We start from the raw sequence: 17,756 nt of genomic DNA, 5'->3' as shown, positions 1-17,756 counted from the left end.
GCACATCCCCCGCTCGGCAACCGCCGCCCCCGTGCGGCCGCGAGGAGAACCGTGACCACGAGCAGAACGGCGCCGGTCCTCGGCGCCGCCGTGTGTGCCCTGGTGGTCGGTGGGCTGGCCACGGCCGCCCCGGCCGCCGCCGCGCCCACCGACGCCCGCATCACCGAGATCCACTACGACAACGCCGGTGACGACGTCGGGGAGGCCGTCGAGATCACCGCACCGGCCGCCGCCGACCTGACCGGCCTGTCGGTGGTCCTCTACAACGGCGGCTCCATCTCCGCCCAGGCGGCCGCCGCGGTCACCTACGGGTCCCCCGCCGCCGTCCCCGCGTCGTCCTCGGGCGTCGCGGTGGTCAGCTACCCCGCCAACGGGCTGCAGAACGGCTCCCCGGACGGCATCGCCCTCCTAGCCGCCGACGGCACCGTCCTCCAGTTCCTGTCCTACGAGGGCGTGCTGACCGCATCGAACGGCCCGGCCGCCGGTCTCACCAGCACCGACATCGGCGTCGCCGAGCCGTCGAGCACCCCGATCGGCCAGTCGCTCCAGCTCGTCGGGGGGACCTGGACCGGTCCGTCGACGTCCACCTTCGGCGGCGGCACCACCCCCGACCCCGAGCCCGAGCCGGAGGCGCCGGCCTGCGAGGCGACCGCGGTCCCCGTCGGCAGCGTGCAGGGCAACAGCGCCACCAGCCCGGTGGCCGGCAGCCCGGTCACCGTGCGCGGCACCGTCGTCGCCGACCTGCAGGACGGCGGGTTCCAGGGCTTCCACGTGCAGGACGCCGGGGACGGCGACCCCGCCACCTCCGACGCCGTCTTCGTCTACGCCCCCGGCGGCGATCCGGTCTCCCTCGGCGACGTCGTGACCGTCACCGGCACGGCGACCGAGTTCCCCGCCGCCGACCCGCTCTCGGTCACCCAGCTCGCCGACGCGGCCTACGCCGTCTGCGGCACCGCGGAGCTGCCCGCCCCGGCCACCCTGCCTATGCCCAGCACCGACGCCGAGCGCGAGGCCCTCGAGGGCATGCTCGTCGCCCCCGCCGACGACCTGACCGTCTCCGAGCTGTTCGACCTCACCAGCTTCGGCGAGGTGCTGCTGTCCTCGGGCGGCCGGCTGCTGTCCCCCACCCAGGCCGCCGAGCCCGGTGCCGCGGCCGCAGCGGTCGCCGCGGAGAACACCACCCGGTCGATCACCCTGGACGACGGGTCCTCCGCCCGCCTCGCCCAGGGCACCGTGCCGCCCTACCTCGCCCCCGGTGACCCGGTGCGGATCGGCGACACCGCCCAGCTCGGCCCGGTCGTGCTCGGCGCCGGGTTCGGCAGCTGGCGGCTGCAGCCGGCCGCCGGGGCGCCGGACACCACGTTCGCCCCGACCAACCCGCGCACCCCGGCGCCGGCCCCGGTCGGCGGCGACCTGCGGGTGGCCGACTACAACGTCCTGAACTACTTCGTCACCTTCGGCGGGGAGTCCCGCGGGGCCACCAGCCCGGCCGAGCTCGCCCAGCAGCAGGCCAAGATCGTCGCCGGCCTGCAGGCGTTGGACGCCGACGTGATCACCCTCCACGAGATCGAGAACTCGGCGGTCACCACGCCGGCGACGCCGTACGCGGCGGTGGAGACGCTGATCGCCGCCCTGGAGGCCGTGGACGGGCGCGACTGGGACTACGCCCGGGCGCACGAGGACGGCGACGTCATCACCAACGCGGTCATCCACCGCACCGACGTCGTCACCCCGGTCGGCGACCCGGTGGCCTACACCAGCCCGACCTTCGACAACGCCCGCAGCCCGATCGCGCAGACCTTCGCGACGGTCGAGGGCGGCGAGGTGTTCACGGTGGTGGCCAACCACCTGAAGTCCAAGGGCAGCGCCTGCGCGACCGGCAACGACACCTCGGTGGGCGGTCCGGGCAACTGCAACGCCGACCGGACGGCGCAGGCCACCGAGCTGGTCGCCTTCGCCCAGCAACTGGCTGCCAGCACCGGTGACCCGGACGTCCTGCTGACCGGGGACTTCAACTCCTACCGGTACGAGGACCCGCTGGACGTCGTCCGCGACGCCGGCTACACCGAGCTGGGCGAGAGCTTCGCCCCCGACGAGTACAGCTACGTCTTCGACGGCGGCTCGGGGTCCCTGGACCACGTCTTCGCCACCGCCTCGCTGGCCTCGCAGGTGACCGGGCTGACCGTGTGGGAGACCAACGCGGTCGAGTCCTTCGCCTACGAGTACGACTCCGGCGTCGACCCGCTGTACGCCGCGGACCCCTACCGGGCCAGCGACCACAACCCGACGGTCATCGGGCTGTCGCTGGACACCCCGGCCACCGCGGCGGTGTCGGAGCCTCGACCGTTCCGCGGTGACCGGGTGACCGTCAGCGGCACCGGGTTCGCCCCCGGCGAGCGGGTCTCGGTGACAATCGGCGGCCGGCAGGTCGGCACCGCCACCGCCGACGACACCGGCGCGGTCAGCCTCCGCCCGCGGGTGCCGGTGCTGCTCGGCGCCGGCGACCAGGCCGTCGTCCTGACCGGGACGTCCGGGGACACCGCCACGACGTCCATCACCCTGCGCACCCTCTGGCAGGAGCTGCTGGACCGCCTCCGGCAGCTGATCGGCTGACTCACCGACCGGGCCGGTCGTACCGTGGGGAGCATGACCCAGCACGTGGACAAGCAGCCCGCCGTCGTCAAGACCGACGAGGAATGGCGCGCCCAGCTCACCCCCGAGGAGTACGCGGTGCTCCGCCAGGCCGGCACCGAGCGGCCCTGGATCGGTGAGTACACCGACACCAAGACCGTCGGGGTCTACCACTGCCGGGCCTGCGGCGCGGAGCTCTTCCGCTCGGAGACCAAGTTCGACTCGCACTGCGGCTGGCCCTCGTTCTACGAGCCGACCAGCGCCGACAACGTGGTGCTGAAGACCGACCGGTCGCTGGGCATGTCCCGCACCGAGGTGCTGTGCGGCACCTGTCACAGCCACCTCGGCCACGTCTTCGAGGACGCGCCGCAGACCCCCACCGGCGACCGGTACTGCATCAACAGCGTCTCCATCAGCCTGGCCCCCGCCGAGGGCTGAGCACGACCTGAGCAGTTCTGCTCAGGTGCTGGACCGGGCGGTGCGCCAGGGTGACGGCCATGGGTCGCCTGCGCACCGCCGTCCTGCTCGCGCTGGTCGCCGCCGGGGTGGTCGGGTGCAGCACCCCCCGCTCGGAGGTCGACGCCGCGCAGCGGCAGTGGGACTCGATCCCCGACGAGGTCCGGGCCGCCCTCGGGCTCGGTGAGCCCGAGGGGTCGGCCTGGGGCAGCGTCGGCGAGCACTGGAAGATCGAGGCGCCGCTGGGCATCGCCGCGACCGGTGACCCGGCGGTGCTCGGCAGCGGCATCACCTCCGCCTGCCACGCCGTCGTCGACGCCCTCGCCGGCACCGATGTCCAGGCGTTCGGCGTCCTGCCCCTGGTGGACGGGGTGGTGCGCGCGACGCACGAGAGCTGCGACCGCGGGCTCGCGCTGGGCAGCTGGTCGACCGAGCTGGGCTCGGCGGACTCCCCCGGCCGGTGGACCGAGCTGGGCGACCTCGTGCTCGGCCGGGAGCGCGACGGCCGGGCCGAGATGCTCGGCCCGCGCCTGCAGCTGGCCGCGGGCATCGTGTCCACCAGCAGCACCACACCGCCGTGGACGTCGACGGTCATCCCGTTCGACCCCGCCGACTGGGACGACGCCCTGGCCGCGGCCAGCACCCCGCTGCCGCTGGTGGCCCCGGGCGAGGGCCAGGTCGTGCTCATCACCCCCGCCGGCACCGCCGTCACCGGCACCGCCGAGTGCGCCACCGGCGAGCGGGACACCGAGGTCACCGTCGCCTCACCCGTCTTCGTCGACGCGACGATCTCCTCGATCACGGTCAACGCGGTGCCCGACGGCGAGCCGGTGCCCGGCCGGGTCGGCTGCGGCCGGGGTCCGGCGGGCGCACCGATCCTGCCCACGCTGAGCTACACCACCGCCGCCGGCGAGGCCATCGACGTCGCGGTGGTCGCGATCGGCCGCCCGACCGTGTGGGGCTCCCGGCTCACCGCCTCGATCACCGCCGGCTGAGCCGCGGTACCGGGTGCAGCTGAGCAGTCCTGCTCAGGTGCACCCGGCCGGGACCGGGCACCGTCGTCGGCATGGACACCGCACCCCACCGCTCCGGTCCCGCCCTCGCGCTGGGGGTGGTCGCCGCCGCGCTGACCGCCCTGCCCGCCCTGGCGCTCGCGCCGTGGATGCTCGTCGGCATCTCGGCAGGGCTCGACGGCGGCGACCTGTCCTCGGGCGCGCCGGGACCCACCGACTGGGCGACGGTGGCCACGTGCTCGGTCGTCCTGCTCCTGTGCGTCGCCGTCCCGCTGCTCGTCGGGCGGGTCGTCGGCGGAGTGACCGACGCCGCGCTGCGCCGGTACCGCCGGTCCGCGCAGCGCCGGGTCCCCGGGTCGGCCTGACCGGCCTCAGGCCAGGCCGGCCACCAGCTCGGCCGCCGAGCGCCGGGCGCCGGTGTAGAACGGGATCTCCTCGCGGACGTGCCGGCGGGCGCGGGAGGCCCGCAGGTCGCGCATGAGGTCCACGATCCGGTGCAGCTCGTCGGCCTCGAAGGCCAGCATCCACTCGTAGTCGCCCAGCCCGAACGAGGCGACGGTGTTCGCCCGGACGTCGGGGTAGGGCCGGGCCTGCATGCCGTGCTCCTTGAGCATGTCGCGGCGCTCCTCGTCGGGCAGCAGGTACCACTCGTAGGACCGCACGAACGGGTAGACGCAGACCCAGGCCCGCGGCTCCTCGTCGGCCAGGAACGCCGGGATGTGCGACCGGTTGAACTCCGCCGGGCGGTGCAGCGCCATCTGCGACCAGACCGGCTCCAGCCGCTGGCCCAGCGCCGTGCGGCGCAACCGGGTGTAGGCCTCCTGCAGCGCCTCCGCGGTCTCCGCGTGCCACCAGACCATCAGGTCGGCGTCGGCCCGCAGACCCGCGACGTCGTACAGCCCGCGGACGACGACGTCCTTCCCGGCCAGCTCGTCGACCAGCGAGCCGAGCTCGTCGGCCGCCGCCTGGCGGGGGTCGTCGGCGAACGGGCGGGCCAGCCGGAACACCGACCACATCGTGTAGCGGATGGTGGCGTTGAGCTCGTTGGCCCGCTTGCCGATGCTCTTCTGCTCCGGTGCGGTCTCCGTGGGGCCCGTGGTCGCTGCAGGCGTCGCGTCGGTCATGCCCCCATTGTGGCGCGGCCGCAGCGGCCACCCGCGGGCCCGGTCGTGTGAGACCGGTCCCCCGGCCGTGGGTCAGCCCAGCCGGGCGACGGCGGTGCGGGCGCTGCGGATGCAGGCGGGGACGCCGACCCCGTCGTAGGCGGCCCCGGCGACGGCCAGCCCGGGCACCGCGGCCACGGCCTCCCGGACCTGCGCCACCCGGTCGACGTGGCCGACCAGGTACTGCGGCAGGCCCCCGCCCCAGCGCACCAGGTGGGTCTCCACCGGCTCGGGCCGGTCCAGGTCCAGCAGCTCGGCGACCTCGGCGACGACCGCGGCGGTCAGGTCCTCGTCGGAGCGCTGCAGCTGCTCCTCCTCCAGGTACCGGCCCACCGAGGACCGGACCCGCAGCAGACCGTCGGCGTCCAGGTGCGGCCACTTCTGCGAGGAGATCGTGACGCCCTTGACCAGCCGGCCGGTCACCGGCGGCACCAGCAGGCCCGAGCCGTTGGCCAGGTCCTGCCCGGGGAAGGCCATCGCCACCACGGCCATCGAGGCGTACGGGATGCCCTCGAGCGGCTCGACGGCGTCCGGCGCGACCTCGGCCAGCAGCCGGGCCGCCTTGCCCGCCGGCACGGCCAGCACCACGACGTCGGCGGTGAGCACCTCGCGGTCGGCGCCGACGCTCAGCTCGAACCCGGCCGCAGACCGGCGGAGGGTGTGCGCGGGTGTGCGCAGCCGCACCGTCCCGGCCGGCAGGGCGTCCACGAGCGCCTGCGGCAGCGAACCGACGCCCTCGGGGAGGGTGGCGAACACCGGGCCGTCGGACGTACCCGCGGCGGCCTCCCGGCTGCGCGCCCCGGCGTCCCGGGCCGCGGCCGCGGCGGCGAGCACCGAGTCGTGCCGCGGTAGCGAGGCGGCCAGGGCGGGCATGGTCGCGGCCACCGACAACCGGTCGGCCTGACCGGCGTACACGCCGCCGAGCAGCGGTTCCACCAGCCGGTCCACCACCTCGTCACCCAGCCGCTCGCGCAGCAGACCGCCCACGGTGCGGTCGGCGTCGAAGTGCAGTGGCTGCAACGAGCTCTCCGCCCGCACCCGGGCGACCCCCTCGGCCGACAGCAGCCCGTCCAGGCCCTCGGCCGAGGTCGGCACGCCCAGCAGGGTGCCGGCCGGCAGCCGGTGGCGGCCCGAAGGCAGCACCACCGAGGCCGACGTCGTCCGCGGGGCCAGCGTCTGCAGGCCGAGCTCGGCCATCAGGCCCACCGCGTCGGGCACCCGGGCCAGCACCGCCTCGGCGCCGGTGTCGTACCAGGCGCCGGCCAGCCGGACCCGGCCCAGCTTGCCGCCGACCCGGTCACCGGCCTCGAGCACCACGACCTCGTCCTCGGGGTGCCGGCGGTGCCGGTCGTACGCCGCCGTCAGCCCGGCGATCCCGGCCCCGACCACGACGCACCGGCTCATGCCTGCTGCGCTCCGAACTCCTCGGCTCCCGCCTCGGCGCTCAGCTGGTGAACCAGCTCCACCGCGTGGGTGATCGCGCCCGGGTCGGTGTCGGGCAGCACGCCGTGGCCCAGGTTGAAGATGTGCCCGCGGGCAGCCCGGCCCTGCCGCCACACCCGGCGCACCTCGGCCTCCAGCGTCGCCCGGTCGGCGAGCAGGACGGCGGGGTCCAGGTTGCCCTGCAGGGAGTAGCCCGGGCCGACCCGGCGGGCCGCCTCGTCCAGCGGCACCCGCCAGTCGACGCCGACCACGTCCGCGCCGGCGTCCCCGATCAGCGGCAGCAGCTCGCCGGTGCCGACCCCGAAGTGGATCCGGGGCACGTCGCGCTCGCCGGCGGACCGGTTGCCCAGGCCGTCGAAGACCGCGCGGGAGTGCGGGAGCACCCGGGTCGCGTAGTCCGTGGCCGACAGCACGCCCGCCCAGGAGTCGAACAGCTGGACGGCGGACACCCCGGCGTCGACCTGGGCGCGCAGGTAGACCGCCGCGGACAGCGACAGCTTGGCCAGCAGGCGCTGCCAGGCCTCCGGCTCGGCGTACATGAAGGCCTTGGTGCGGGCGTGCTCCTTGGAGGGCCCGCCCTCGATCAGGTAGGTGGCCAGGGTGAAGGGGGCGCCGGCGAACCCGATCAGCGGCGTCGCGCCCAGCTCGGCCACCAGCCGGCTGACCGAGGTGGTGAGGAAGTCCAGCTGGCCCGGGTCCAGGTCGGGCAGGGCGTCGACGTCGGCGACGCTGCGCACCGGCTCGGCGACGACCGGCCCCACGCCGGGCTTGATCTCGATGTCGACGCCGGCCACCACCAGGGGCAGCACGATGTCGGAGAAGAGGATCGCCGCGTCCACCCCGTGCCGGCGGACCGGCTGCAGGGTGATCTCGGTGACCAGGTCGGGATCCTGGCAGGCCTGCAGCATCGCGGTGCCGGCCCGCAGCTCGCGGTACTCCGGCAGCGACCGGCCGGCCTGGCGCATGAACCACACCGGGGTGCGCCCCACGGGCCCGCCCAGCGCGGCCCGGACGAGGTCCGAGTCGGCCGGCGAGGTGCTGCTGACGGTGTCCGCTCCTGCTGCTGTGCCCACGACCAGCCATCCTCCCAGACCCCCGCCACACCGTCCGGTGGGCACCGCGACGGCGTCCTGGAGGCACGCCGAGCTGGACACGCCGACCGCGCTCACTCTCCGTACATGATCGGTTGGCGCGTCGGAGGGGCGGGGTGTCGGTACAGCGACCTACCCTTCGGTCGTGGATCCCCAGCGCAGGCCAGGTCGCGGCCCGGGCGCAGACGGCGAACGCCCGCCTCCCCCGGCCGAGTTCCAGGCCGCCCTCGACGCCTTGGCCACCGTCCGGGCGCGCAGCGAGATCGTCCTCGAGCACATCCCCGCCCCGCAACGGCTCGCGCCCTGGTCGCACGCCATCGGCGCGCGGGTGGCCGAGCCGGGCGAGCTGGCCGGCGAGGACGACGTCGAGATCGCCAGCGGCCGGTTCATCGTGCTGCACGACCCGGCCGGCCACGAGGCCTGGGACGGCACCACCCGGTGCGTCGGCTACGTCTCCGCGATGACCGACGAGTCGATGGTCGACGACACCATGTTCTCCGACGTCGCCTGGAGCTGGCTGGTCGAGGCGCTGGCCGAGCACGGCGCGGCGCACCACTCGCTGGGCGGCACCGTCACCCGCACCGCCTCCACCCGCTTCGGCGACATCGCCGGCCCCGAGCACTCGGTCGACGTGGAGATCCGGGCCTCCTGGACCACGGCCGACACCGACCTCGACCGGCACCTCACCGCCTGGCTCGAGGTGCTGGGCAACGCCGCCGGTCTCCCCCCGCCGGGTGTGCACCTGCTGGGCTCGGTCGGCGGCATCCGGGCGACGGGCACCAGCACCTCCTAGAGTGAGCCGGTTGCTCCATCCGGAGCAGCGATGGAGGGGCCGACTGCGCAGACACGCCGTCGGCCGGAGCGCTGGAGCTGCCACCCCGTGACCCTGGGCCACCCGCGTGCCGACGGCGCGCTGCTGCCCCCGGACGCCACCGCCCTCGTCGTGGACCCGGCCCCGCTGGTCCGCGAGGCGCTGGCGGCCCGGCTGCGGGCACTGGGCGCCCGGGACGTCGAGGAGGCCGCGGGGCTCGAGGAGGCCCGGGTCCGCGCGCACGTCTCAGGTCCGCGGGCGCTGTGCGTGCTGGACGTCGACCTCCCCGACGGCGCCCCCGGCACCGACGGGTGCGGCCTGGACCTGCTGCCCGAGCTGCAGGCCGACGGCTGGCCCGTGGTGGTCGTGCTGACCGACGTCACCGCACCCGCCGTCGTCCGGTCGGCCTTCCTCGCCGGGGTGCAGGGCTACCTGCTCAAGTCCTCCCCGCTGGCCGTGCTGACCGAGGGGTTGCAGGTGGCCCTCGGCGGGGAGGTCTACGCCGACCCCGGCATCGCCAGCAGCCTGGCGCTCGGGCTCACCCGCGGCGCGTCCGACGACGGCCCCTCGCACCTGTCGGCCCGCGAGGTCGACATCCTCCGGCTCGTCGCCGAGGGACACACGAACAAGGAGATCGGTGACTTGGTGGATCTGTCCGCCCTCACGGTGAAGAGCCACCTGGCCCGCATCGCGCGCAAGCTGGGTACCGGCGACCGGGCGCACATGGTCGCCCTCGCGCTGCGCTCCGGGGTGATCTCGTGACCACGCCGGACACCACACCGGGCACCACGCCGGGCACGACGCCGGAGCCGGAGGCCCCGGTCGAGAGCACCGCGGTCCCCCTGCTGGCCCCGCGCGACGGCCTGCCGCCGGTCATCGAGACCTCGACCGCGCTGGTCGAGTACGCGCAGGCGCTGGCCGGGGGCACCGGACCGGTGGCCGTCGACGCCGAGCGCGCCTCGGGCTACCGGTACGGGCAGAAGGCCTACCTGGTGCAGCTGCGCCGGGCCGGCAGCGGCACCGGGCTGGTCGACCCCGTCCCGCTGCCGGACATGGGTCCGGTGCAGGCGGCGATCGGGGACGCCGAGTGGGTGCTGCACGCGGCCAACCAGGACCTGCCGTGCCTGGCCGAGATCGGCCTGGTCCCGACCCGGCTGTTCGACACCGAGCTCGCCGCCCGGCTGGCCGGCCTGCCGCGGGTCGGGCTGGGGGCGGTCGTGGAGTCCCTGCTGGGCTACAGCCTGCAGAAGGGCCACTCGGCCGCGGACTGGTCCACCCGCCCGCTGCCCACCGACTGGCTGGTCTACGCCGCGTTGGACGTCGAGGTGCTCGTCGAGCTGCGCGACGCCCTCGCCGGCATCCTCGAGGAGCAGGGCAAGACCGGGTGGGCCCAGCAGGAGTTCGCCGCGATCCTGGCCGCCGGACCGCCCGCACCGCGGGTCGACCCCTGGCGCCGGACGTCGGGCATGCACGGCCTGCGCAGCCGGCGGCAGCTCGCCGTCCTCCGGGCGCTGTGGGAGGCGCGCGACCTCCTCGCCCGGCGCCGGGACGTCGCCCCCGGCCGGGTGCTGCCCGACTCGGCCATGGTGGCCGCCGTGGCGGCGGACCCCGCGACCGCGGAGGCGCTGGCCGACCTGCCGGTCTTCCGCGGCCGGGCCAACCGCAAGATCGTCAGCACCTGGTTCGCCGCGCTGCAGAAGGGCCGCGCCGTGCCCGAGGGCCAGCTGCCCGCGCACAGCCTGCCCGGCGACGGCCCGCCGCCGGTCAACCGCTGGGCCGACCGCGACCCGGCGGCCGCCAAGCGCCTGCAGGTGGCCCGGGCCGGGCTGGCCGCCCTGGGCGAGCAGTGGTCGGTGCCGGTGGAGAACCTGCTGTCCCCCGACCTGGTCCGCCGGCTCATGTGGTCCCCGCCGGCCGAGGTCACCCCGGAGGCCGTCGCCGCGTTCCTGCGCGACGGCGGCGCCCGCCCGTGGCAGGTCGACCTGACCACCGACCTCCTCACCGCCGCCGCCGCCGCCGCCGGCGCCTGACCCACCTCCCCCGCTCCCGCTCACGCCGAGGCAAGGGATCCCTTCCGCAACGGTCCCGGCCACCGCGTTCGGCAAGGGCTCCCTTGCCTCGGCGGGGCCGGGCGCAGCAGGCGGCAGCGGCCAGGGCGGGGCAGGGCGCCGGGGTGAGGGTGGCTCGCGGGGTGTGGTTACCGGCGGGTAACTTGTTCGGCGACGCGGTCCGACGTCCGGCCGCGCCCCGTCCCTGCGGAGGTCCCGTTGTCCCGTTCCCTGCGCGAGGTCGTCTTCGTCGACGGCGTGCGCACCCCGTTCGGCAAGGCCGGCCCGAAGGGCATGTACGCCCAGACCCGCGCCGACGACCTGGTGGTGCGCTGCATCCGCGAGCTCATGCGCCGCAACCCCGGGCTGCCGCCCGAGCGCGTGGACGAGGTCGCGATCGCGGCGACCACCCAGATCGGCGACCAGGGCCTGACCATCGGCCGCACCGCGGCGCTGCTGGCCGGGCTGCCGACCTCGGTGCCCGGCTTCGCGATCGACCGCATGTGCGCCGGGGCGATGACCGCGGTGACCACGACCGCCTCGGGCATCGCGTTCGGCGCCTACGACGTCGCCATCGCCGGCGGCGTCGAGCACATGGGCCACCACCCGATGGGCGAGGGCGTGGACCCCAACCCGCGGTTCGTCAGCGAGAAGATCGTCGACTCCTCCGCGCTGGTCATGGGCTCCACCGCGGAGAACCTGCACGACCGCTTCCCGCACCTGACCAAGGAGCGCGCCGACGCCTTCGCCGTCGGCAGCCAGGACCGGTACGCCGCCGCGCTCGCCGCCGGCAAGATCGGCCCGGAGCTGGTGCCGGTGGCCGTCCGGTCGGCCGAGCAGGGCTGGGGCCTGGCCACCGAGGACGAGCCCCCGCGCCCCGGCACCACCGTCGAGGGCCTGGCCGGGCTGAAGACCCCGTTCCGCCCGCACGGCCACGTCACCGCCGGCAACGCCGCCGGGCTGAACGACGGCGCCACCGGTTGCCTGCTGGCCGCCGAGGACGTCGCCACCGAGCTCGGCCTGCAGATCGGCATGCGGCTGGTCGGCTTCGGCTTCGCCGGCGTCGAGCCCGAGGTCATGGGCGTCGGCCCGGTGCCCTCCACCCTCAAGGCCCTGGCGTCGACCGGGCTGACCATCGACGACATCGGGCTGTTCGAGCTCAACGAGGCCTTCGCCGTCCAGGTGCTGGCCTTCCTGGACCACTTCGGCATCGCCGACGACGACCCACGGGTCAACATGTGGGGCGGCGCCATCGCGGTGGGCCACCCGCTGGCGTCCTCCGGCGTCCGGCTGATGACCCAGCTGTCGCGGCAGTTCGCCGAGCGCCCCGACGTCCGGTACGGCCTCACCGCGATGTGCGTGGGGATCGGCATGGGCGGGACCGTCATCTGGGAGAACCCGGCCTGGGAGGGCGAGAAGTGAGCGAGCAGTTCCCCGACGAGGTCGTCACGCAGGCGCTGACCCGGCTGGTCACGCTGCCCGGGGTCGACAAGCCCTTGGCGCTGATCACCCTGGACAACGGGCACGACCACACCCGGCCCTCCACCTTCGGCCCGGGCGGGCTGGCGTCCCTCGAGGCAGCCCTCGACCAGGCGCTGGCCGCCGATGTCGCGGGCATCGCGGTGACCGGCAAGCCGTTCGTGTTCGCGGTGGGCGCGGATCTGTCCGGCGTGCCGCGGATCTCCTCCCGCGACGACGCGCTGGAGATCGCCCGGCAGGGCCACCGGGTGTTCGCCCGGCTGCGCGACGTCGCCGTCCCGACGTTCGCCTTCGTCAACGGCGCGGCGCTGGGCGGCGGCCTGGAGCTGGCGCTGCACGCGCAGCACCGGACCATCTCCGGCGGGGCGTTCGTCGCCTTCCCCGAGGTCTTCCTCGGCCTGGTGCCCGGCTGGGGCGGCACCCAACTGCTGCCCAACCTCATCGGCATCGACGCCGCGGTCTCGGTGATCGTGGAGAACGCGCTGTCCCAGAACCGGATGACCTCGGGCCCGCGGGCGGCGAAGCTCGGCATCGCCGACGCCGTGTTCGAGCCCGCGGACTTCCTGGAGCGCTCGCTGGAGTGGGCGGCCGGCGTCCTGACCGGCGCTGTCGCCGTCGACCGCCCGCCGGTCGACCGCAGCGCGTGGGACGACGCGATCGCCCGTGCCCGGCAGGTCGTGGCCGCCCGCACCCGCAACGCCTCGCCGGCCGCTGTCCGGGCGGTCGACCTGCTCGAGCTGGCCCGCGACGCGTCCTTCGCCGACGGGACGGCGGCCGAGGACGACGCACTCGCCGACCTGATCATGACCCCGGAGCTGCGGGCCTCGCTCTACGCCTTCGACCTGACCCAGAAGCGGGCCAAGCGGCCGGCCGGGGCGCCGGACAAGGCGCTGGCCCGCCCGGTGACCAAGGTGGGCGTGGTCGGCGCCGGGCTGATGGCCTCCCAGCTGGCACTGCTCCTCCTGCGCAAGCTGCAGGTGCCCGTGGTGCTCACCGACGTCGACCAGGCCCGGGTGGACAGGGGCGTGGGCTGGGTGCACGGCGAGCTGGACAAGCTGGCCGGCAAGGGCCGGCTGTCCCCCGACGCGCTCAACCGGCTGAAGGGCCTGGTCAGCGGGTCGCTGGAGAAGTCCGCGTTCGCCGACGCCGACCTGGTGATCGAGGCGGTGTTCGAGGAGCTCTCGGTGAAGAAGCAGGTCTTCGCCGAGGTCGAGGCGGTGGTGTCGGCGCAGTGCGTGCTGGCCACCAACACGTCCGCGCTGTCGATCACCGAGATGGCCGCCGACCTGCAGCACCCCGAGCGGGTCGTCGGCATGCACTTCTTCAACCCGGTCGCCGTGCTGCCGCTGTTGGAGGTGGTGCGCGCCGGGTCCACCGACGACGCCACCCTGGCCACCGCGTTCGCGGTGGGCAAGCAGCTCGGCAAGTCCTGCGTGCTGGTCGCGGATGCCCCGGCCTTCGTGGTCAACCGGCTGCTGACCCGGTTCCTCGGCGAGGTCACCGCCGCCGTCGACGCCGGCACCCCGGTCGACGTCGCCGAGCGGGCGCTGGACCCGCTGGGCCTGCCGATGACGCCGTTCGAGCTGCTGTCGCTGGTCGGCCCGGCCGTGGCGCTGCACGTCGCCGAGCGCATGCACGAGGCGTTCCCCGACCGGTTCGGCGTCGGCACCGGGCTGCGCCGGATGGTGGAGCTGGGCAAGACCACCGTGTTCAGCGAGCCCGGGGTCGTCGACCCCGAGCTGGCCGACGCGTTCACCTCCACCGGCACCGGGCCCACCGCCGAGGAGCTGCGGGCCAGCGCGGAGCGGGCGATGGCCGAGGAGATCAGCCTCATGCTCGACGAGGGCGTCGTGCAGGCGGTCGAGGACGTCGACCTGGCCATGCTGCTCGGCGCCGGCTGGCCGTTCTGGCTGGGCGGCATCAGCCCGTCCCTGCGGCGCCCCGGCGCCCTGGCCTGAGCTCGGCGTGGTCCCTGCGCACTCCCCCCCCGGGGTGCGCGGGGACCACGCCATGCTGGGCGTGTGGACGTCGAGGTGAACGCGCTGGCCCTGAACGTGACCATCCCCGAGCAGCTGCGGTGGACCGACGTCCGGCGGGACCAGGAGTTCACCCTGCAGACCCTCACCGTCCGGCTGCTGCCCGACGGCACGACGGCGGCCAAGGCCTACGGCCGGCCCACCGCCGGCGGTCGGGGCGCGTACGTGTCGTTCCCGGTGCCCGACCGCCCCGAGCTGGTGGAGCTGGTGGCCGCCGCGACGGCGCGGGCCGCGCAGCTGTGGGCGGCGAGCCGGACCTAGCGGAACTTGCCGGTCAGGCTGTCCATCGTGCGGTCGACCTCGGCGATCTTCACGTGGCTGATGCCGGCCGTGGCACCGGCGGCCAGCATGGCCTCGTGCGCGGCGCGCAGGGTCGCCCAGACCTCGTCGGCCGAGCCCTCCAGCGTGGTGCCCAGCGCGCCGACCTCGTAGCGGAGGCCGGACGCCTGGATCACCGCGATCGCGGCCTCCACGTGGGCGTGCGGGTCCTCGGGCGTGCCCGGCGGGGACGGCGCGACCTGGATCTCAGCGATCAGCATGGTTCTCCTCGGCCTGGGCGGTGCGGTCGGCGATCCGGGCGGCCCACTCGACGATCCGGCGGGCGACGTCCTGCTCGGTCAGCCCGTGGTCGGCCAGCACCTCGGTGCGGGTGCCGTGCTCCAGGAAGACCTGCGGCAGCCCGATGCAGCGCACCGGGACGTCGAGCTCGGCCTCGCGCATCGCCGCGGCGAGGGTCTCCCCCACCCCGCCCGAGCGGCCGCCGTCCTCCAGCGTGACGACCAGCTTGTGACCGGCGCACATGTGCACCAGCTCCGGGGAGGCGGGCAGCACCCACCGCGGGTCGACGACGGTGACCTCGATGCCCTGCTGGGCGGCGCGCTCGGCGGCGGCCAGCCCGGCCGGGACCAGCGAGCCGCAGGCCACCAGCAGCACCTCCGGCGCCGCCCCCCGGCGCAGCACGTCGACCGGCCCGACCCGCTCGACCGCCGGCAGCGAGGCCAGCACGGAGCCCTTGGGGAAGCGCAGCACGGTGGGGCCGTCGGTGACCGCCACCGCCTCGCGCAGGGCCTCCTTGAGGGTCGCCTCGTCGCGCGGCATCGCCATCCGGAGCCCGGGGACGACGGCGCAGAGCGAGGTGTCCCACATGCCGTTGTGCGAGGCACCGTCGGAGCCGGTCACCCCGGCCCGGTCCAGGACGACGGTGACAGGCTGGCGGTGCAGCGCGACGTCCATCAGCAGCTGGTCGAAGGCCCGGTTGAGGAAGGTGGAGTAGATCGCGACGACCGGGTGCAGGCCGGCCATGGCCAGGCCCGCGGCCGAGGTGAGCGCGTGCTGCTCGGCGATGCCGACGTCGAAGGTGCGCTCGGGGAACCGCTCGGCGAACGGGGCCAGCCCGGTGGGGTGCAGCATCGCCGCGGTGATCGCCACGACGTCGGAGCGCTCGGCGCCGATCGCGACCAGCTCGTCGGAGAAGGCCGTCGTCCAGTCCCGGCCGGCGCTGGCCGGGCTGACCCCGGAGTCGGGGTCGAAGGCGCCGGTGGCGTGCCAGGCGTCGATCGTGTCGCTCTGCGCCGGGGCGTAGCCGAAGCCCTTGGTGGTGACGGCGTGCACGATCACCGGCCCGCCGAAGGCGCGGGCCCGGCGCAGGGCGGACTCCATGCCGGCGACGTCGTGCCCGTCGACCGGGCCGACGTACTTCATGCCGAGGTCCTCGAACATGCCCTGCGGGGACAGGACGTCCTTGAGGCCCTTCTTGATCGCGTGCAGCGCGTCGTAGAGCGCGGTGCCCACGACCGGGGCCCGGGTGACCGACTGCCGGACGGCGAGCAACGCCTGCTCGTAGCCCGGGCGCAGCCGGAGGGTGGCCAGCGCGTCGGCCACCCCGCCGATGGTCGGTGAGTAGGAGCGGCCGTTGTCGTTGACCACGATGACCACCGGCCGGTCCCCTGCTGCGGCGATGTTGTTCAGCGCCTCCCAGGCCATGCCGCCGGTGAGCGCGCCGTCGCCGATGACCGCCACCACCGGGCGGACGTCGCCGCGGACGGCGAAGGCCTTGGCCAGCCCGTCGGCGTAGGACAGCGAGGTCGAGGCGTGGCTGTTCTCGACCCAGTCGTGCTCGCTCTCGGTGCGCGAGGGGTAGCCGGAGAGGCCGCCGCGCTGGCGCAGGCCCGGGAAGCCCTCGAGCCGGCCGGTGAGCAGCTTGTGCACGTAGGACTGGTGGCCGGTGTCGAAGACGACCGGCTCGCGCGGGGAGTCGAAGACCCGGTGCACCGCGATGGTCAGCTCGACGGCGCCCAGGTTGGGCCCGAGGTGCCCACCGGTCTTGGCGACGCTGGTGACCAGCGCGTCCCGGATCTCCGCGGCCAGCACCGGGAGCTGCTCGGGCGCCAGCGCCCGCAGGTCGGCGGGCCCGGTGAGGGAGCGGAGCAGCGACACGGCGGGGCAGGGTCCTCTCGAGCTGAGGTGGGGACCCCGAGGGTAGTCGCGGCGGCCGACCCCGACCCGGTCGGAGCCCTCGGAGCAGCCGGGGTCACATCCGCGGCACCCAGCGCTCCCCCCGCAGCGCGCCGCCCACGAGCTCCACCGCGCGGGCTGCGGCGGCCAGCCGGGCGCCCTCCCGCTCGTAGGCGGCCATCGCGGCCTCCATGGCCTCCGGGGGCAGCTCGTCGGCCAGCTCGACCCGCACCGTCCGCCACCCGGCGCGGGCCGCCTCGAGCCCGGCGCTGACGTGGTCGGCGGCGAACCGGGCCAGCAGCACCGGGTAGCGCCGCAGCACCTCGTGCGACCGGTACTCCGGGGGCACCAGGTCGTACAGCCAGCCGACGGCGGTGCGCTCCCAGTCCGGCGCGCCGGGGGGCCGGACCTCCTCGGGCCACCCGGGGGGCAGCACCCCGTCCCGACCGGACGCGGACGGCGGGACGGCGGGCACGTCAGCCAGTCTGCCCCGCGGGTCCGACACCCGACGGGTGCAGCAGCGCCTCGTGCAGGGCCACCCCGATCTGCGCGGCGGCGGCCCCGCTCGGGTGGACGCCGTCCAGCGTGGCGCCGTCGCGGTAGTCACCGTCCTCGTCGCGCACCTCGGTCATCGGGTCCACGTACTGCCAGCCCTCCCGCGCGGCCAGCTCGGCCAGGTCGGCGTCCATCGCCAGGGTCTCGGGCCCCAGCCCGTCCTCGGGCGCGACGGCGGACAGCACCACCCGCGGCACCGCCGCGGCGGCGGCGATCTGCACCAGGCGGTCCAGCACGTCCTCGGTGGGCAGGGCCAGGTCGAGGTCGTTGTTGCCGGCCATCAGCACCAGGGCGTCGGCGTCCATCGGCCCGTCGGCGGCGACGCCGTCCAGCATGTCCTCGGTCGTGGCGCCCGAGTGCGCCCAGCCGCCGGTCACGTCCACCCCCCGGCCGGTGGCCCACCACGCCCACGACCCCTGGCCGAGGACGCCGGCGTCGAAGTCGGGGCAGTCCATCTCGGTGATGGAGTCCCCGACGACCACCACGCGCAGCGGGGCAGCGGACGCGGTGCCGGGTGCGGGCGCCGCCTGCGCGGGTGGGCCGGCGCACCCGGCCAGGACCACCACCGCACCCAGC

Annotated in this window: 17 protein-coding genes; 10 read left to right on the top strand and 7 right to left on the bottom strand. The window is 75.4% G+C overall.

Annotated elements, in window-relative coordinates; translation table 11 throughout:
* The first annotated feature begins 51 nt into the window (after positions 1-51).
* From LFA75_RS20140 to LFA75_RS20125, 4 genes are all read left to right on the top strand, one after another.
* A complete protein-coding gene (locus tag LFA75_RS20140) occupies positions 52-2,613 on the top strand; it encodes an ExeM/NucH family extracellular endonuclease (protein WP_225235372.1) in 2,562 nt (853 codons plus the stop codon).
* 33 nt (positions 2,614-2,646) lie between these two features.
* The gene (gene msrB, locus LFA75_RS20135) at positions 2,647-3,069 is read left to right on the top strand and encodes a peptide-methionine (R)-S-oxide reductase MsrB (RefSeq protein ID WP_225235371.1); all 423 of its coding nucleotides are present in this window, start codon (positions 2,647-2,649) and stop codon (positions 3,067-3,069) included.
* Positions 3,070-3,128: 59 nt separating this feature from the next.
* On the top strand, positions 3,129-4,082 hold the full coding sequence (locus tag LFA75_RS20130) for a hypothetical protein (protein WP_225235370.1): 954 nt from the start codon (positions 3,129-3,131) through the stop codon (positions 4,080-4,082).
* 71 nt (positions 4,083-4,153) lie between these two features.
* On the top strand, positions 4,154-4,465 hold the full coding sequence (locus LFA75_RS20125; protein ID WP_225235369.1) for a hypothetical protein: 312 nt from the start codon (positions 4,154-4,156) through the stop codon (positions 4,463-4,465).
* Between the two features lie 6 nt (positions 4,466-4,471).
* Here the strand turns inward: LFA75_RS20125 and hemQ are convergent, their stop codons facing one another.
* From hemQ to hemE, 3 genes are all read right to left on the bottom strand, one after another.
* Complete coding sequence (gene hemQ, locus LFA75_RS20120) at positions 4,472-5,224, bottom strand: hydrogen peroxide-dependent heme synthase (protein WP_225235368.1); 753 nt, start codon at positions 5,222-5,224, stop codon at positions 4,472-4,474.
* A 72-nt stretch (positions 5,225-5,296) separates the two neighbouring features.
* Positions 5,297-6,667, bottom strand: coding sequence for a protoporphyrinogen oxidase (gene hemG, locus LFA75_RS20115; RefSeq protein WP_225235367.1), 1,371 nt, complete (start codon positions 6,665-6,667; stop codon positions 5,297-5,299).
* Complete coding sequence (hemE, locus tag LFA75_RS20110) at positions 6,664-7,779, bottom strand: uroporphyrinogen decarboxylase (RefSeq protein WP_225235366.1); 1,116 nt, start codon at positions 7,777-7,779, stop codon at positions 6,664-6,666. The genes hemG and hemE overlap by 4 nt, the downstream gene beginning before the upstream one ends.
* Positions 7,780-7,942: 163 nt before the next feature.
* Here hemE and LFA75_RS20105 point away from each other — a divergent pair, with 163 nt between their 5' ends.
* The 6 genes from LFA75_RS20105 (at position 7,943) to LFA75_RS20080 (ending at position 14,432) form a co-directional block, all read left to right on the top strand.
* Positions 7,943-8,590 carry a DUF3000 domain-containing protein gene (locus tag LFA75_RS20105; RefSeq protein ID WP_225235365.1) on the top strand — a complete coding sequence of 216 codons (648 nt, stop codon included), beginning with the start codon at positions 7,943-7,945 and terminating at the stop codon, positions 8,588-8,590.
* Positions 8,591-8,677: 87 nt separating this feature from the next.
* Positions 8,678-9,370, top strand: coding sequence for a response regulator transcription factor (locus LFA75_RS20100; protein WP_225235364.1), 693 nt, complete (start codon positions 8,678-8,680; stop codon positions 9,368-9,370).
* Positions 9,367-10,638, top strand: a complete 1,272-nt coding sequence (locus tag LFA75_RS20095; protein ID WP_225235363.1) for an HRDC domain-containing protein — start codon at positions 9,367-9,369, stop codon at positions 10,636-10,638. The genes LFA75_RS20100 and LFA75_RS20095 overlap by 4 nt, the downstream gene beginning before the upstream one ends.
* Before the next feature lie 237 nt (positions 10,639-10,875).
* Positions 10,876-12,078, top strand: coding sequence for a thiolase family protein (locus LFA75_RS20090; protein ID WP_225235362.1), 1,203 nt, complete (start codon positions 10,876-10,878; stop codon positions 12,076-12,078).
* Positions 12,075-14,093, top strand: coding sequence for a 3-hydroxyacyl-CoA dehydrogenase NAD-binding domain-containing protein (locus LFA75_RS20085; protein ID WP_225235361.1), 2,019 nt, complete (start codon positions 12,075-12,077; stop codon positions 14,091-14,093). The genes LFA75_RS20090 and LFA75_RS20085 overlap by 4 nt, the downstream gene beginning before the upstream one ends.
* Positions 14,094-14,156: 63 nt before the next feature.
* Positions 14,157-14,432, top strand: coding sequence for a hypothetical protein (locus LFA75_RS20080; protein ID WP_225235360.1), 276 nt, complete (start codon positions 14,157-14,159; stop codon positions 14,430-14,432).
* Here LFA75_RS20080 and LFA75_RS20075 read toward each other — a convergent pair.
* The 4 genes from LFA75_RS20075 to LFA75_RS20060 form a co-directional block, all read right to left on the bottom strand.
* Complete coding sequence (locus LFA75_RS20075) at positions 14,429-14,710, bottom strand: thiamine-binding protein (protein ID WP_225235359.1); 282 nt, start codon at positions 14,708-14,710, stop codon at positions 14,429-14,431. The two genes, LFA75_RS20080 and LFA75_RS20075, sit on opposite strands and share 4 nt — an antisense overlap.
* Entirely contained in the window at positions 14,697-16,607 is a 1,911-nt protein-coding gene (gene dxs / locus LFA75_RS20070; protein ID WP_225235358.1) for a 1-deoxy-D-xylulose-5-phosphate synthase, read from the bottom strand. The genes LFA75_RS20075 and dxs overlap by 14 nt, the downstream gene beginning before the upstream one ends.
* A gap of 94 nt (positions 16,608-16,701) precedes the next feature.
* Positions 16,702-17,100 (bottom strand): hypothetical protein, encoded by a 399-nt coding sequence (locus tag LFA75_RS20065; protein WP_225235357.1) that lies wholly within the window; start codon positions 17,098-17,100, stop codon positions 16,702-16,704.
* A 1-nt stretch (position 17,101) separates the two neighbouring features.
* Positions 17,102-17,756, bottom strand: a 655-nt coding sequence (locus LFA75_RS20060; protein WP_225235356.1) for an SGNH/GDSL hydrolase family protein, incomplete at its 5' end; no start/stop codon positions are given.

The organism is Klenkia terrae, from assembly GCF_900491935.1.
GTDB lineage: Bacteria > Actinomycetota > Actinomycetes > Mycobacteriales > Geodermatophilaceae > Klenkia > Klenkia terrae.
Note: the sequence above shows the minus strand (reverse complement) of the source record. Positions and strands in the feature narration are given on the sequence as shown.